We start from the raw sequence: 16,025 nt of genomic DNA on the forward strand, positions 1-16,025 counted from the left end.
CTACTCCGGCTGCAGGTACTTCGCGGCCTCGCGCAGGTGCGTCATCGCGGCCCGCGCATAGGCGGGAGTCGCGCCGGCCAGGCCGCACGAGGGGGTCAGGGTGACGGCGTCCGGGAGCATCTCGGCCGAGAAGCCCAGCTCGCTCCACCAGGCCCGCACCCGCGAGGCGGTCGCCGTGGCGGCCGGGAGAGCGGTGTCGGTGCCCGGGACGACGCCGACCAGCAGGTGGCTGCCGGCATCCACGGCCTCGCCCACCGCGTCGAGGTCCTGCACCAGCCCGAGGTCGAACGACAGCCCGGCGGCACCGGCGGCGCGGAAGAGCCCGAGCGGCATGCGGGGCGCGCAGCAGTGCACGACCACCGGCACGGGCACCGCCGCGACGACCGCGCGCAGCTCCTGCTCCACCGTCTCCACCGGCACGGCCGACAGCCGCCCGAACCCGGTCGACGTCGGCAGGCCGCCCTGCAGCACCGCCGGCATGCTCGGCTCGTCCAGCTGGACCACGACCTGCGCACCCGGCACCCGCGCGGCGACGGCGGCCACGTGCGTACGCAGCCCCTCGACGAGCGACTGCGCGAGGTCGCGCCGCGCGCCCGCGTCCACGACCGCCCGCTCGCCCCGGGTGCGCTCCAGCGACGCGGCCAGCGTGAAGGGTCCCGCCGCCTGCACCTTGAGCGGCCCGACGTAGCCGTCGGCCTCGTCGTGCAGCGCGTCGAGATCGCGCGCGAGGAACTCCTGCGCTCTGCGCTGCTCGACGCCCGAGCGGGACACGAGCCGCCAGCCGGCCGGGGTGATGTCCACGGCGAGGTCGACGAGCAGCGCTGCCGTCCGGCCGATCATGTCCGCGCCGGCTCCCCGGCCGGGGAGCTCGGGCAGGTGCGCCATGCCGGGCAGCTCGCCGAGCACGAGCCGCACGGCCTCGGCCGGGTCGGTGCCGGGCAGCGACCCGATGCCGGTGACCGGTCCCCAGGGCCCCGTCACCGGGCGCCGGCCACGGGCGCCTGGCCGACGACGCGGTCGCCGCGCTCGGCGTCGGGTTCGTACAGCACGGCCGACTGGCCCGGGGCCACACCGCGCTGCGCGTCGGCCAGCTCGATGCGCAGTCCGCCGTCGACGGCGGTGACCTCGCACGGCACGGGGCGCCCGTGCGCCCGCAGCTGCACCTCGACGTGGGCCGGCAGCACCGGCGCCGCGCCGGTCCAGGTCGGGACGCCGGTGCGCACCTCGTCCACCGCCGCCTGCTCCGCGGTGCCGATCGTGACCGTCCGGCTGACCGGCTCGATGCCCAGCACGTAGCGCGGCTCGGAATCGCCGGCGCTCACGCCCAGGCCGCGCCGCTGGCCGATGGTGAACCCGTAGGTGCCGTCGTGCTCGCCGACGGTCTCCCCCGTCGCCGCGTCCACGACCGGACCGGGGCGGCTGCCCAGCCGGCGCGCGAGGAAGCCGCGGGTGTCGCCGTCGGGGATGAAGCAGATGTCGTGCGAGTCGGGCTTGGTGGCGACGGCGAACCCGCGCTCGGCGGCGATCTCGCGCACCCGGTCCTTGGTCATGCTCCCGAGCGGGCACCACGCGGCAGCCAGCTGCTCGGGCGTCAGCACGCCGAGCACGTAGGACTGGTCCTTGGCGGCGTCGACCGAGCGGCGCAGCTCCCCGCCGGACAGCCGCGCGTGGTGCCCCGTCACGACGGCGTCGAAGCCCAGCGACAGCGCCCGGTCGAGCACCGCCGAGAACTTGATCTTCTCGTTGCAGCGCAGGCACGGGTTCGGGGTGCGCCCGGCGGCGTACTCGGCCACGAAGTCGTCGACGACGTCCTCGGTGAACCGCTCGGCGAGATCCCAGACGTAGAACGGGATGCCCAGCTCGTCGGCCACCCGGCGCGCGTCGTGGGAGTCCTCGACGCTGCAGCACCCGCGCGAGCCGCTGCGCAGCGTCTGCCGGTTCTGCGACAGCGCCAGGTGCACCCCGGTCACGTCGTGCCCGGCGTCGACGGCCAACGCGGCGGCGACGGCGGAGTCCACGCCCCCGCTCATCGCGGCGAGCACCCTCATCGCCGGCCCAGCCCCGCCCGGCGGGCCCGCTCCACGACCGGCCCGATGACCTCGACGACGGCGTCGACATCGGCCTCGGTCGAGGTGTGGCCCAGGCTGAACCGCAGCGAGCTGCGGGCGCGCTCGCCGTCGGCGCCGACGGCCAGCAGCACGTGGCTGGGCCGGGCGACGCCGGCGCTGCACGCCGAGCCCGTGGAGCACTCGATGCCACGGGCGTCGAGCAGCATGAGCAGCGCGTCGCCCTCGGCGCCGGGGAAGGACAGGTGCGCGTTGCCCGGCAGCCGGCCGGGGCCGTCCGCGAGGACGTCGTCCAGCGCGGCGCCGTTGAGCCGGGCGTCCGGCACCTGCGCGACGACCTCGCGCACCAGGCGGTCGCGCAGCGCGCCCACCTGCGCCGCGCGCTGCTCCCGGCGGCCGACGGCGGTGACCGTCGCGACGGCGAGCCCGACGATCGCGGCGACGTCCAGGGTGCCGGAGCGCACGTCGCGCTCCTGCCCCCCGCCGTGCAGCAGCGGCGTGCACTCGGCATCGCGGCGCAGCAGCAGCGCGCCCGCGCCCATGGGGCCGCCGAGCTTGTGCCCGGTCATCGTCAGCGCGTCGACGCCGCTGGCGCCGAAGTCCACGAGCACCTGGCCGACCGCCTGCACGGCGTCGGTGTGCATCGGGACGCCGACGGCGTGCGAGACGGCCGCCAGGGCGGCGATGTCGTTCACCGTGCCGATCTCGTTGTTCGCCCACATCACGCTGGTCAGGGCGACGTCGCGGCCGTCGCCGAGCGCCTCGGCGAGCACCTCGGGGCGGATCCGCCCGCTGGGCTCGACCGGCAGCCAGGTGACCTCCGCGCCGTCGTGCTTGACCAGCCACTCCACGCTGTCGAGGACGGCGTGGTGCTCGGCCGGGCTCACCACCAGCCGGCGGCGCTGCGCGTCGGCCTCGCGCCGGGCCCAGAAGATGCCCTTGACGGCGAGGTTGTCGCTCTCGGTGCCACCACCGGTGAACAAGACCTCCGACGGCCGCGCCCCCAGCGCCTCGGCCAGCCGCTCGCGGGACTGCTCGGCCACCCGGCGGGCGGCGCGGCCGCTCGCGTGGAGGGAGGAGGCGTTGCCGACGCGGCCGAGCTGCTCGGTCATCGCCGCGAGCACCTCGGGCAGCATCGGCGTCGTCGCCGCGTGGTCCAGGTAGGTCATGTCGCCGCCAGGGTAGTCGCGGGCGCCGGGGCCACCTGGCCCGGCGGGACGGTGCGCCCGGCCACCCGGACGCCGAGCAGCGCGGGGACCGACAGCACGGCCACCGCGGCGAGCACGGCGGGCCACAGCGCGTTCCCCCCGTCGGCCGCCCCGGCGACGAGCACGCCGGAGAGACCGATGCAGAGCGCCGATGCGGTGACGTCCGAGATCTGCAGCGCCGCGGAGTTGGCGCCGCGCTCGGCCTCGGGCGAGAGGTCCAGCAGCAGCACGCCGACGCTCGGCATGGCCAGACCCATCCCGATGCCCGCCACGAACCAGCTCAGGTAGGCCGGCCACCCGCCGAGCCCGGGCACCGCGACCGACGCCGTGGCGGCCAGGCCGAGAGCGAGCAGGACGAAGCCCGCCCGCAGCACCCGCTGCCGCGGCACCTCCGCCCGCCGTCCCTGCAGCTGCGCGGCGACCACCCAGCCGACCGCTCCCGCGGTCAGCGGCAGCCCCGCGGTGGCCGCGCTCCACCCGTGCTGCTCGGTGAGGACGAACGGGAGCAGGGCGTCCATGCCGAAGAAGGCACCCGCTGCCAGGCCGCGGCAGGCCACGACCGCCGGGATGCCGGGCCGGGCGCGGACCGTGCCCGCCGGCAGCAGCCGGCGCAGACCGCCGGCCAGGGCGGCCAGGCCCACGACGGCGAGGCCGAGGGCGACGAGGTCGAGGCGCTGGGAGGCGTACTGCAGCCCGGCGACGCCCGCACCGGCCAGCAGCGCCCACGGCGCGTTGCTGCGCCGCGCGGCCGCCGGCCCCGCGGGCGGCTCGTCGGCGCCGGCGCTCAGCAGCAGCACCAGCCCGGCACCGACCAGGGGCAGCAGCAGGAGGAAGACACCACGCCAGCCCAGGTGGGTGGTGATCAGGCCCGCGGCCAGCGGCCCGATCAGCGCCGGCAGCACCCACCCCGCGGCGAAGGCGCCGAACAGCCGGGGGCGCAGCTCCGAGGAGTACCCCTGCCCGGCGATGACGTACAGCAGCACGATCACGACGCCGGCCCCCAGGCCCTGCACCGCCCGGCCCAGGACGAGCACGGCCATGTGCTGGGCGAGGCCGGCGATCAGCAGGCCGGTGGCGAACAGCAGCACGCCGGCGATCACGCCGGGCCGCGGCGAGCGCCGGTCCCCCACCTCGCCGCCGACGACCATGCCGACGACCGAGGTGATCAGGAAGGCGCTGAAGGCCCACGCGTACCAGGCCACGCCGTCGAGCTCGCCCACCGCGCTGGGCATCGCCGTTCCCACGGCCATCGCCTCGAAGGCGACGAGGGTGACGAGGGTGAGCAGTCCGATGGTGGTCCGGCGGTGGTCGGCGTCCCAGATGCCGGGTGCCACGGTCCTCTCCACGAACGCCCCAACCGCCCGCCGGCGCTCCTGCTTCCCGGACCCGGGAACGCATCGAGCGCCGACCCCCTGGGGGACCGGCGCTCGACGGGTGGAACGGGTGCTGCTACTTGCGAGCGGTGATCAGCTCGGTCGCCTGCGGGACGACGGTGTTGAGGTCACCGATGACACCGAAGTCGGCGAGCTCGAAGATCGGCGCCTCCGGGTCCTTGTTGATGGCGACGATCGTCTTCGACGTCTGCATGCCGGCGCGGTGCTGGATGGCACCGGAGATGCCGACGGCCACGTAGAGCTGCGGCGAGACGGTCTTGCCGGTCTGCCCGACCTGGAAGCTGTGCGGGTAGAAGCCGGAGTCGACCGCGGCGCGCGAGGCGCCCACGGCGGCACCGAGCGAGTCGGCGAGACCCTCGATGACCGAGAAGTTCTCGGCGCTGGCGACACCGCGACCACCGGAGACCACGATCGCGGCCTCGGTGAGCTCGGGGCGGCTGCTCTTCTGCTCGACGACCCGGTCGGTGACCTTGGCGCCCTTGGCGGCGTCCGAGACCGAGACCGAGACGGCCTGCTCGGCGCCCGCGGCCGCAGCCGGCTCCGGGGTGACCGAGTTGCCGCGCAGCGTGTAGATCGGGGTGCCGGCGGTGACCTTCGAGTGGACGATCACCGATCCGGCGAACGCGACCTGGGTCGCGGTGCCGTCGGCGGCGATCTCGGTGACGTCGGTCAGGAAACCGCTGCCGATCTTGATCGCCAGACGGGCGGCGATCTCCTTGCCCTCCGGCGAGGAGGGGATGACGACCGCAGCGGGCGACTTCTCCTGCACCAGCTGGGCGAGCACCTCGGCCTTGGGGGCGACGAGGAACTCGTCGACCTCGGCGGCCTCGGCGACGTAGACGGTGGCCGCGCCGTACTCGGCCAGCGCGTCCTTGATGCCCGCGGCGGTGCCGGGGGCGGCGATGACGACGGCGGACGGCTCACCGAGCGCACGCGCCGCGGTCAGCGCCTCGAGGGTCGTCTTGCGGACTCCTCCACCGGCCGGGTTGAGCTCGGCCAGGACCAGGACCTCTGCCATGGGTAGCTTCTCCTCTTCCTTCGATCCGGACCGGGCTCAGACGATCTTCTGGCCGGCGAGGAAGTCGACGAACTTCTGTGCGCCGTCGCCCTCATCGGTGACCTTGACGCCCTCGCCCTTGGGGGGACGGCCGGCGAAGTCGACCACCTGCGTGGTGGCGTTGGCCAGGCCGACGGTCGAGGCGTCGACGCCGATGTCGGCCAGCGACTTGGTCTCGACCGGCTTCTTCTTGGCGGCCATGATCCCCTTGAACGAGGGGTAGCGCGGCTCGTTGATCGTGTCCCAGGTGGAGACGATCGCGGGCAGCGGGGCCTCGACGGCCCAGTAGCCGCCGTCGGTCTGCCGCTCGATCTTGGCGACGCCGCCGTCCACGGTGAGCTTGCGGGCGCCGGAGAGCTGCGGGAGACCCAGCCGCTCCGCCAGCAGTGCGGGCATGACGCTCATCTGGCTGTCGGTCGCCTCGGCGCCGCAGATGATGAGGTCGTACTCGAGCTGACCCAGGGCAGCAGCCAGGACGGCGCTGATCTGCACGGCGTCCGAGCCCTTGATGGCCTCGTCCGAGATGTGCACCGCCTTGTCGGCGCCCATGGAGAGCGCCTTCCGGATGGCGTCGGTGGCGCTGTCCGGGCCGACGGTCAGCACGGTGACCTCTCCGCCCTGGGCCTCCTTGACCACGAGCGCCTCTTCGATGGCGTACTCGTCGATCTCGTTCACGACGTTGTCGGCAGCGGCGCGGGCGACGGTGTTGTCCGCCGGATCCATCTTGCGCTCGCTCCCGGAATCCGGGACCTGCTTGACCAGAACGACGATGTTCACGCCAGACCTACCTCCGCGACGGGGTCATGGGGCGCGGGCAGATAGCCCGCCAGCTCCGACCTTGGAGGTTACTTGCACGTTAAGGCTGTCAGGAACGAGGGCGGGGTGAGCCACGTCACGCTCCGTGGCGCCACGCCCCGCTCGCCGCGAATCGCCGCAGCGTGGCCGCGTGCGGCGCCAGGTCCAGCCCCTGCCCGGCGACCCACTCGTCCGAGTAGTACGTGTGCGCGTACCGCTCCCCGCCGTCGCACAGCAGGGTGACCACGCTGCCCGTGCGGCCGGCCGCGACCATCTCGGCCACCAGGGTGAAGGCGCCCCACAGGTTGGTGCCGGTGGAGCCGCCCGCCCGCCGCCCGGTGACCTCCGCCAGGTGGCGCATGGCAGCCAGCGACGCAGCGTCGGGCACCTGGATCATCCGGTCGACGATCGTCGGCACGAACGAGGGCTCCACCCGCTGCCGGCCGATCCCCTCGATCCGGGACGGCGTCCCGGTGGTCGCGTCGGGGTCGCCCTCGGCGTACCCCGGGAAGAAGGCGGAGTTCTCCGGGTCGACGACGGCGAGGCGCGTGGGGTGCCGCCGGTAGCGCAGGTACCGGCCGATGGTCGCGCTCGTCCCGCCGGTGCCGGCGCCGACCACCACCCACTCGGGCACCGGATGCCGCTCGGCGGCGAGTTGGTCGAAGATCGACTCGGCGATGTTGTTGTTGCCCCGCCAGTCGGTGGCCCGCTCGGCGAGGGTGAACTGGTCGAGGTAGTGCCCTCCGCACTCGTCGGCGAGCCGGCGGGCCTCGCCGTACATCTCCGCGGCGCGGTCGACGAAGTGGCACCGGCCGCCGTGGAACTCGATCAGCGCGATCTTCTCGGGGCTGGTCGAGCGCGGCATGACCGCCACGAACGGCAGGCCCAGCATGCGGGCGAAGTAGGCCTCGCTCACCGCCGTCGACCCGCTGGAGGCCTCCACCACGGGGCTGCCCTCGGTGATCTGGCCCGAGCAGAGCCCGTAGAGGAACAGCGACCGGGCCAGCCGGTGCTTGAGGCTGCCGGTGGGGTGGGTCGACTCGTCCTTGAGGTACAGGTCCACCCCCCACTCCGGCGGCAGCGGGTAGACCAGCAGGTGCGTGTCGGCGCTGCGCCGGGCGTCGGCCTCGACCAGGGCGACCGCCCGGTCGACCCAGGCGCGACCCCCCGGGTCGGACCGGTCGACGACGGCGGGGTCCCGGGGAGCGCTCATCCCCGGATGATCCCGTACCGCGTCGGTCAGGACGGAGGGCAGGCGCATCCTCGCGGCAGGTCGCCGGCCTGGGTCGCGCGGCAGAACCGCAGCGAGATCGCGTCGTGGGCGCTGAGCGGGTGCGGGCAGTTCCCGCAGGCGTCGGCGGGTGCGTGCTCGACGGTGGGCGTGGCGGACGGTGCGGAGGTCATGAGGAACCTGACTGGGCCGGACGACCGGCCCGCGGTGTTCTCCTGGACCTGGCAGCGGCGGCGGGCAGCCGGTGCGCGAGGAGACCCAGGACGCCCCGGACGCTACTCCTGCGGCACCACCAGCACCGGCCGCTCGGCGGGCACGACCGACACCGCCGCCCCCGGGGTGAGGTGCTGGCTGTCGGCGCTCGCGAGGTCCGCCCGCACCTCGACGCCGCCGGGCAGCGCGACCAGCAGCCGGGTGCTCGCGCCGGAGAAGGTGCGGGTGACGACGCGCCCCGGGCCACCGGCGGAGACCACCAGCGCCTCGGGCCGGACCAGCGCCTCGACCGGCCCGGCCGGGGTGGCCCCGGCGACCGGCCGACGTACGCCCAGCAGCTCGACCGCGCCGTCCGCCAGCGTCGCCGGAAGCCGGTTCATCGTGCCGACGAACTCGGCGACGAACGCCGTCGCCGGGCGCTCGTAGAGCTCGTCGGGGCTGGCGACCTGCTCCAGCCGTCCGGCCCGCATCACGCCGACCCGGTCGGCCACCGACAAAGCCTCGGCCTGGTCGTGGGTGACGAAGACGGTGGTGATGCCGAGCTCCAGCTGGATGCGGCGGATCTCCTCGCGCAGCTGCACGCGGACCTGCGCGTCCAGCGCCGAGAGCGGCTCGTCCAGCAGCAGCACCTTCGGGGCCACCGCCAGCGCGCGTGCCAACGCCACCCGCTGCTGCTGGCCGCCGGAGAGCTGGTGGGGATACCGGTCGCGGCGGTCGGCGAGGCCGACCAGCTCGAGCAGCTCGGCGGCGCGGCTGCGCTGCTCGGCGCCGCTCCGGCGGCGCACCCGCAGCCCGAAGGCGACGTTCTCGGCGACGGTCAGGTTCGGGAACAGGGAGTAGGCCTGGAACACCATGCCCATGTCCCGCTTGTTCGCCGGCGTCCCGGTGACGTCGCGGCCGTCGAGGAGCACCCGGCCGGCGTCGGGCCGGTCGAACCCGGCGATGGCCCGCAGCGCGGTCGTCTTGCCGCAGCCGGAGGGGCCCAGCAGGGCGAGGAACTCACCGCCGACGATCTCCAGGTCCAGGCCGTCGAGGGCGACGACCGAGCCGTACCGGCGGGTCAGCCCCTCGAGCCGGATGGGCACGCCGGGACGGGCGTCCGGGGCCGCGTCCGCGGTCCGCGGCGAGACGGCGGTCATGCGCTCTCCTTCGTGCCGCGCCGGCGGTCCAGCGCGGAGATCATCAGCAGCAGCATCCAGGTGACGACCAGCGAGAGCACCGAGACCGCCACCGACAGCTGCGGCGCCGAGCCCGAGATCCGCAGGATCCAGGTCGGGAAGGTCTCGAACCCGAGGATGTTGGCGAACGTGAACTCGCCCAGCACGAGGGCGAGGGTGAGGAACGCGGCGTTGAGCACCGAGGTGCGCAGCACCGGCAGGACCACCGAGACCAGCACCCGCGGCCAGGAGGCGCCCAGGTTGCGCGCGGCCTCGGTCAGCGTGCGCAGGTCCGCCCCGCGGACGCCGGAGTCCAGCGCGCGGTAGACGAACGGCAGCGCCAGCACGACGTAGGCGAAGACCAGGATCCAGGGCAGGTCGGGTTCCTGGATGGCGAAGAACGCCTCGGCGAGCCAGGTGTCGAGGAAGTAGTCCGGCGCCCAGGACAGCACGCTGCGCACGCCCACCACGAGGGCGATCGGCGGCACGACCAGCGGCATCAGGGTGAGCAGCTCGACCGTCGTCCGCAGGCGGGGCAGCCGCAGGTCCACCAGGACGACGGTCGGCACCATGAGCGCGAGCGCGATGAGCACGGTCAGCCCGGCCAGGACGAGCGAGCGGGTGAAGGACTCGGCGAAGCCGTCGGCGCCCGGGATGCCGGTGTAGTGCTCGGCGGTGAACTCCCCGGTCCCGCGGTTGCGCACGGTGAACCACACCGACGCCGCGATCGGCACCAGGAAGTACAGCCCCAGCAGGCCGAGGACGGCGAACCGCCACGCGCCGCCGCCCCGTCGTCCGGGCCGGGCCGGGGTCTCGGGTGCCACTCCCCCGGCGCCGGCGATACCCTCGGCGAGCGCCGTCATGCCAGCCACCGCTGGGTGCGCCGCTGGACCCAGGCGTAGAACGCCATGACCAGGCCGACGACGACGACCATGCCCAGGGCCAGTGCCTTGCCCAGGTTCTCCGCGCCGACGACGACGTTGCTCGACAGCGCGTCGGCGATCTGCAGGGTGACCAGCGGGACGCTGCTGCCGACGAGCGCCTTGGCGGTCGCGTAGGCGGCGAACGCGGAGGCGAACAGCAGCATCGTGGCGCCGAGCACGGGCGGCAGGAGCACCGGCCCGCCGACGTGCCGCCAGTACTGCCAGCCGCTGGCGCCGAGGTTGTCCGCCGCCTCCCGCCACTGCGGGCGCAGCGCCTCGAGCGCCGGGATGATCGTGAGGACCATCAGCGGCACGAGGAAGTAGAGGTAGACCAGGGCCAGGCCGGTCATCGAGTACAGCGAGAAGCCGCCCAGCCCGATGCCGAGGGTGTCCTGGAGCATCGCGGTGACCACGCCCTGGCTGCCGATGGTGGCGATGAAGGCGAAGGCGAGCGGGATGCCACCGAAGTTGGCGAGCACCCCGGAGGCGGTGAGGACCAGCCGGCGCAGCAGCAGCCCGCGGCGGGCCCGCAGGATGGCCACGGCCAGCGCCAGACCGAGCACGGCCGACAGCACCGCGGTGATCAGCGAGAGCTGCAGGCTGCCCAGGTAGGCGCGGCGGTAGACCCCGCCGGTGATGGTGGTGATCGAGTCGGTGGACCAGGTCTCCTCGAAGGTGACCGGGTCGGTCGCGCGGAACGCCTCGACCCCGAGCACCCCGATGGGGAGCAGCAGGAACACCGCCACGTACAGGAAGAACGGCGCCGTCCCCAGCGCCGTCAGCACGCGCCCGCGCCGGCCCCCACGACGGGGGGCCGGCGCGGGCGCGTCCGCTGCTGACGTACTCAGCCGGACATCTCCTCGTTCCAGCGGGACGTGACGACCTCCTTGGCGGCGGCCTCCTGCTCCTCGCTCGGGAAGTCGGCCTCGCCCTCGACCTCGGGGAGCGCACTGCGCGCCGCCTCGTCGGCGGTGCCCGCGGCCTCCATCTTCGGGAGCCGGACCGGGCGGGCGCCGCCCTCCAGCCAGATGTTCTGGCCCTCGTCGCTGTAGAGGAACTCCTGCCACAGCCGGGCCGCGGCGGGGTGCGGGGCGAACTTGCTGATCGCCTGGCTGTAGTAGCCGCCCATCAGCCCGTCGGAGGGCACGTGGACCTCCCACGTGGACCCGGCGGCCTCCAGCTCGTCGGTCTGCGCGGCGTTCACGTAGTCCCAGTCGAGCGAGATGGGGGTCTCACCGGCGAGCACGGTGGCCGGCGTCGACTCGACGGGGTTGAAGTTGCCGCCGGCCTTGAGGTCGACGAAGAAGTCGATGCCCGGGCCGATGTCGTCGAGGTCGCCGCCGTTGGCCAGCGCGGCGGCCCAGACACCGGCGAAGGCGGCCTGCGCCTGCGTCGGGTTGCCGTTGAGCGCGACCTGACCGGCGTAGCGCGGGTCGGCCAGCTCCTTCATCGTCGTCGGGCACACCTCGACGATCGTGGCGTTGCAGCCGATCGACAGGTAGCCGCCGTAGTCGTTGTACCAGTGGCCGTCGGGGTCCTTCTGGTCCTCGGGGATGTCCTCCCAGGTCTCCACCTGGTACGGGACGGTGAGGTCCTGCGCCTTCGCCTGGCGGGCGAAGGAGAGCCCGAGGTCGAGCACGTCGGGGGCCCGGTCCTGGCCGCGCTGGCTGGTGACGGCGTTGAGCTCGTCCTGGCTGGAGCCGTCGGGGCTGGCGCTGTTGATCTCGATGTCGTACTTCTCGCTGAAGGTCTCGAGCATCTCGCCGTAGTTGGCCCAGTCCGGCGGCAGCGCGATGACGTTGAGCTCGCCCTCGGCCTGCGCGGCCTCGACGAGCGCGTCCATCCCGCCGCCGTCCTCGACGGAGGTGGCGGTGGCCCAGTCCGAGCCGCTGCCACCGCCGGAGTCGCCGTCGTCCGAACCGCAGGCGGTCAGGGTGAGTCCCGCGGTCACGACCGCGACCGCGGTCCGCAGGGTGCTTCGTCGCACGTGTCCTCCTGGTGTGGTGCCGTCGCGCCCGGATCCCTCTGACCCCGGCACCGACGGCCTGGCGCATTGTGACCGACCGGACCGCCCGCCCGCGCCGAACGGCGCGTGAACCCTCAGCGTCCGGTGAACTCCGCCTTGCCCGGGCCGCTCTCCAGGAACGAGCGCATGCCGGTCGCCTGGTCCTCGGTGTCGAACAGCTCGGCGAACAGCCGGCTCTCCAGCGCCAGACCCTCGTCGATGGGCAGCTCGAGCCCCTCGTCGATGGCGCGCTTGGCCGCGGCCAGGGCCAGCGGCGGGCCGGCGGCGAACTTGCGCGCCATGGCGAGCGCGGTCTCGTAGACCTCGGCGTCGGGGACGACGGCGTCGGCCAGCCCGATCTCCAGGGCCTCCTCGGCGCCGACGTGCCGGCCGGTGAACACGAGGTCCTTGGCCTTGGCCGGGCCGACCAGGCGGGCCAGCCGCTGGGTGCCGCCGGCGCCGGGGATGACGCCGAGCTGGATCTCCGGCTGGCCGATCTTCGCGCGGCTGCCGAGCACCCGGAAGTCGGCGCACAGCGCCAGCTCGTAGCCGCCGCCGAGCGCGTACCCGGTGATCGCGGCGATGACCGGCTTGGGCAGCCGGGCGACGGTGCGGAAGGAGTCCTGCAGCTCGCGGCCCCAGGCCTGCATGCCCGTGCCGTCCAGCTGGGACATGGCCTTGATGTCGGCGCCGGCGGCGAACACCCGCTCCCCGCCGTAGATCACGACCGCGCGCACGTCGGCGCGCTCGCCCGCCTCGATCGCCGCGGCGCGCACCTCGAGGTGCAGCTGCTCGTCGATCGCGTTCATCTTCGGCCGGTCGAGGCGGATCGTGCCCACCCCGTCCTCCACCTGCAGGGTCACGAACTCCGGGGTCTGCGCCATGGCCGCACCTTAGCGAGCGCTGCGCGCGGTGAAGCGGCCGTCGGTGCGGGTCAGCTCCAGCGGGAGCCCGAAGGTGTCCGACAGGTTCCCGGCGGTCAGCACGTCGTCGACCGCGCCGGAGGCGACGATCTCCCCGCCGCGCAGCAGCAGGGCGTGGGTGTAGCCGGGCGGGATCTCCTCGACGTGGTGGGTGACCAGCACCTGCGCCGGTGCGTACAGGTAGCGGGCGAGGTCGGAGAGCCGGGAGACCAGGTCCTCCCGGCCACCCAGGTCCAGGCCGGCACCCGGCTCGTCGAGCAGCAGCAGCTCCGGGTCGGGCATGAGCGCGCGGGCGATCTGGGTCCGCTTGCGCTCGCCCTCGCTGAGCGTCCCGAATGCCCGGTGCGCGAACTGGGCCACGCCCCACTGCTCCATGAGCATCCCGGCACGGGTCAGGTCGTGGACGTCGTAGCGCTCCCGCCACCGGCCGACGACGGCGTACCCCGCCGAGACGACGACGTCGCCCGTCTTCTCCGACGGCGCGATCCGCTGGGTGAGCGCCGCGCTGGTCAGCCCGATGCGGGGGCGCAGCTCGAAGACGTCGACGGCGCCGAGCGTCTCGCCGAGCAGCCGCACCTCGCCGTGGGTGGGGTGCAGGAGCGCCCCGGCGAGCTGGAGCAGCGTCGTCTTCCCCGCTCCGTTGGGCCCCAGCAGCACCCAGCGCTCGTCGGCCTCCACACGCCAGTCGACGCCGCGCAGCAGGTAGGTCTCCCCGCGCACGACGTCGACCCCGGTCATCCGTACGACGGCCCCGTCAGAGGCGTCTGAGCTCGACACGCCCCCATCCAACCAACCTCGCGCATGCCACCTGCACCCCCACACCCCCGGAGTTGGCACCATCACCGCGTGACCGCATCCCCTGCCGTCGAGGTCCTCCCGGGCTCCCCCACTCCGCTCGGCGCGCACTGGGACGGCACGGGCACGAACTTCGCCCTGTGGTCGGCCGGCGCGCACGCCGTCGACCTGTGCCTCTTCGACGCCGACGGCACCGAGCACCGGCACCGGCTGACCGAGAGCACCCACCAGATCTGGCACGGCCGGGTCGGCGGCATCGGCCCTGGTCAGCGCTACGGGTACCGGGTGCACGGGCCCTACGAGCCGTCGGCCGGACAGCGGTACAACCCGGCCAAGCTGCTGCTGGACCCCTACGCGCGCGCCGTCGACGGCGAGCTGCGGTTGGACCCCGCGCTGTTCGGGCACCCGGTCGATGCCGTCGACAGCCCGGTCCCCGACGGCCAGGACTCCGCGCCGTCGGTGCCGCGCGGCGTCGTCGTCCACGACACCTTCCCGTGGGACGGCGACCGCGCGCTGCGCACGTCCTGGTCGGACACCGTCATCTACGAGGTGCACGTCAAGGGCGCGACCATGCGGCACCCCGGCGTCCCCGCGCAGCTGCGCGGCACCTACGCGGGGCTGGCCCACCCGGCGTTCGTCGAGCACCTGCAGTCCCTGGGCGTGACCGCGGTGGAACTGCTGCCGGTGCACTCCTTCGTCAGCGAGCCGCACCTGCTGCGCCGCGGGCTGACCAACTACTGGGGCTACAACACCCTCGGCTTCTTCGCCCCGCACGCCGGCTACAGCGCCTCGGGCAGCAGCGGCGGGCAGGTCACCGAGTTCAAGACGATGGTGAAGGCGCTGCACGCCGCCGGCATCGAGGTGATCCTCGACGTCGTCTACAACCACACCGCCGAGGGCGACCAGACCGGCCCGACGCTGTCGCTCAAGGGCATCGACAACGCCGGCTACTACCGCGTGGACGGGGCGAACCCGGCGCGGTACACCGACTTCACCGGCTGCGGCAACACCCTCGACGTCCGCCGCTCACCGGTGCTGGCCCTGCTCATGGACTCGCTGCGCTACTGGGTCACCGAGATGCACGTGGACGGATTCCGGTTCGACCTCGCGCCGGCGCTGGCCCGCTCCACGGAGGACTTCGACCGGTTCTCCGGGTTCTTCGACGTGGTGCACCAGGACCCGGTGGTCAGCCAGGTGAAGCTGATCGCCGAGCCGTGGGACGTCGGCCCCGGCGGCTACCAGGTGGGCAACTTCCCGCCGCCGTGGACGGAGTGGAACGCCGCCTACCGGGACACCGTGCGCGACGTGTGGTCCGGCGCGCACGTGGGTGTCCGCGACCTCGCCTACCGGCTCACCGGCTCCTCGGACCTGTACCGCTCCGACGGCCGGCGCCCCTTCGCCAGCATCAACTTCGTCACCGCCCACGACGGCTTCACCCTGCGCGACCTGGTCACGTACCAGGACAAGCGGAACGAGGCCAACGGCGAGGAGAACCGGGACGGCGAGAGCCACAACCGCGGGTGGAACTGCGGCGTCGAGGGCGAGACCGACGATGTCGCCGTCACCGCGCTGCGCCGCCGACAGGTGCGCAACCTGCTCGGCACGCTGCTGCTCTCCACCGGGGTGCCCATGCTCACCGCCGGTGACGAGCTCGGCCGCACCCAGCGCGGCAACAACAACGCCTACTGCCAGGACACCGAGCTGTCCTGGCTGGACTGGTCGCAGGTCGACGAGGAGCTGCGCGCCTTCGTCGCCCACGTGCTGGCGCTCCGCCGGTCGGCGCCGGTGCTGCGGCAGGAGGCGTTCTTCGAGGGCCACGAGCTGCCCGGGACCGGCGGCACCCGCGACCTGGCCTGGTTCGCCCCCGACGGCAAGCAGCTCACCACGACCGACTGGTTCGACACCGGCCTGCAGACGATCGGCATGTACCTCGACGGCCGCGGCATCCGGGCGCGCGACGCCCTCGGCCGGCCGGTGGTCGACGACTCGTACCTGATCTGGCTGCACGCCGGCGCCGAGCCGGTGACCCTCGAGCTGCCGGCCGCGCCGTGGGCCGATGGCTACGAACTCGTCGTCTCCACCGAGTACGCGACCGGAGCCCCGCCGGCGACGGCGGTCGTGGCGCCCAGCCCTGTGGAGCTACCGGGCCGGTGCGTGTGGGTGCTCAAGGTGCTCCGCCGCCCCTGACCGCTCGACGCGCCCGCCGCCGCATTGCGGGCGTTGTTCGCACATTGCGGGCCCTGCAGCACCCGCAATGC

At 73.9% G+C, this 16,025-nt stretch carries 15 protein-coding genes; 1 reads left to right on the forward strand and 14 read right to left on the reverse strand.

Features of this window, described 5'->3' with window-relative positions; genetic code table 11:
- The 14 genes from CRP29_RS06845 to CRP29_RS06905 all read right to left on the reverse strand — a co-directional run bounded on the left by CRP29_RS06845 (position 1) and on the right by CRP29_RS06905 (position 13,710).
- Complete coding sequence (locus CRP29_RS06845) at positions 1-981, reverse strand: methionine synthase (RefSeq protein ID WP_097194325.1); 981 nt, start codon at positions 979-981, stop codon at positions 1-3.
- On the reverse strand, positions 978-2,048 hold the full coding sequence (gene mnmA, locus CRP29_RS06850; protein ID WP_097194326.1) for a tRNA 2-thiouridine(34) synthase MnmA: 1,071 nt from the start codon (positions 2,046-2,048) through the stop codon (positions 978-980). Before mnmA ends, CRP29_RS06845 begins: the two co-directional genes overlap by 4 nt.
- Positions 2,045-3,235: a cysteine desulfurase family protein gene (locus CRP29_RS06855; protein ID WP_097194327.1), complete on the reverse strand. Its 1,191-nt coding sequence runs from the start codon at positions 3,233-3,235 to the stop codon at positions 2,045-2,047. Before CRP29_RS06855 ends, mnmA begins: the two co-directional genes overlap by 4 nt.
- Positions 3,232-4,608: an MFS transporter gene (locus CRP29_RS06860; protein ID WP_245852574.1), complete on the reverse strand. Its 1,377-nt coding sequence runs from the start codon at positions 4,606-4,608 to the stop codon at positions 3,232-3,234. The genes CRP29_RS06855 and CRP29_RS06860 overlap by 4 nt, the downstream gene beginning before the upstream one ends.
- Before the next feature lie 115 nt (positions 4,609-4,723).
- Positions 4,724-5,686: an electron transfer flavoprotein subunit alpha/FixB family protein gene (locus CRP29_RS06865; protein WP_097194329.1), complete on the reverse strand. Its 963-nt coding sequence runs from the start codon at positions 5,684-5,686 to the stop codon at positions 4,724-4,726.
- 36 nt (positions 5,687-5,722) lie between these two features.
- Positions 5,723-6,502, reverse strand: coding sequence for an electron transfer flavoprotein subunit beta/FixA family protein (locus tag CRP29_RS06870; protein ID WP_097194330.1), 780 nt, complete (start codon positions 6,500-6,502; stop codon positions 5,723-5,725).
- Between the two features lie 115 nt (positions 6,503-6,617).
- A complete protein-coding gene (cds1, locus tag CRP29_RS06875; RefSeq protein ID WP_097194331.1) occupies positions 6,618-7,733 on the reverse strand; it encodes an L-cysteine desulfhydrase Cds1 in 1,116 nt (371 codons plus the stop codon).
- Positions 7,734-7,759: 26 nt separating this feature from the next.
- Positions 7,760-7,924 (reverse strand): RGCVC family protein, encoded by a 165-nt coding sequence (locus CRP29_RS22635; RefSeq protein WP_176522873.1) that lies wholly within the window; start codon positions 7,922-7,924, stop codon positions 7,760-7,762.
- Between the two features lie 102 nt (positions 7,925-8,026).
- Positions 8,027-9,103, reverse strand: coding sequence for an ABC transporter ATP-binding protein (locus tag CRP29_RS06880; protein WP_097194332.1), 1,077 nt, complete (start codon positions 9,101-9,103; stop codon positions 8,027-8,029).
- Positions 9,100-9,984 (reverse strand): ABC transporter permease, encoded by an 885-nt coding sequence (locus tag CRP29_RS06885; RefSeq protein ID WP_217991485.1) that lies wholly within the window; start codon positions 9,982-9,984, stop codon positions 9,100-9,102. The genes CRP29_RS06880 and CRP29_RS06885 overlap by 4 nt, the downstream gene beginning before the upstream one ends.
- A complete protein-coding gene (locus CRP29_RS06890; protein WP_245852576.1) occupies positions 9,981-10,829 on the reverse strand; it encodes an ABC transporter permease in 849 nt (282 codons plus the stop codon). The genes CRP29_RS06885 and CRP29_RS06890 overlap by 4 nt, the downstream gene beginning before the upstream one ends.
- A 59-nt stretch (positions 10,830-10,888) precedes the next feature.
- Entirely contained in the window at positions 10,889-12,031 is a 1,143-nt protein-coding gene (locus CRP29_RS06895; protein ID WP_097194333.1) for an ABC transporter substrate-binding protein, read from the reverse strand.
- Positions 12,032-12,144: 113 nt separating this feature from the next.
- The gene (locus tag CRP29_RS06900; RefSeq protein ID WP_097194334.1) at positions 12,145-12,933 is read right to left on the reverse strand and encodes an enoyl-CoA hydratase/isomerase family protein; all 789 of its coding nucleotides are present in this window, start codon (positions 12,931-12,933) and stop codon (positions 12,145-12,147) included.
- A 9-nt stretch (positions 12,934-12,942) separates the two neighbouring features.
- Positions 12,943-13,710 carry an ABC transporter ATP-binding protein gene (locus CRP29_RS06905; protein WP_245852578.1) on the reverse strand — a complete coding sequence of 256 codons (768 nt, stop codon included), beginning with the start codon at positions 13,708-13,710 and terminating at the stop codon, positions 12,943-12,945.
- 108 nt (positions 13,711-13,818) lie between these two features.
- Between CRP29_RS06905 and glgX the strand changes: the two genes are divergently transcribed.
- The gene (gene glgX / locus CRP29_RS06910) at positions 13,819-15,954 is read left to right on the forward strand and encodes a glycogen debranching protein GlgX (RefSeq protein ID WP_217991486.1); all 2,136 of its coding nucleotides are present in this window, start codon (positions 13,819-13,821) and stop codon (positions 15,952-15,954) included.
- The last annotated feature ends 71 nt before the right edge of the window (positions 15,955-16,025 follow it).

This window comes from Blastococcus aggregatus, from assembly GCF_900221005.1.
GTDB lineage: Bacteria > Actinomycetota > Actinomycetes > Mycobacteriales > Geodermatophilaceae > Blastococcus > Blastococcus aggregatus.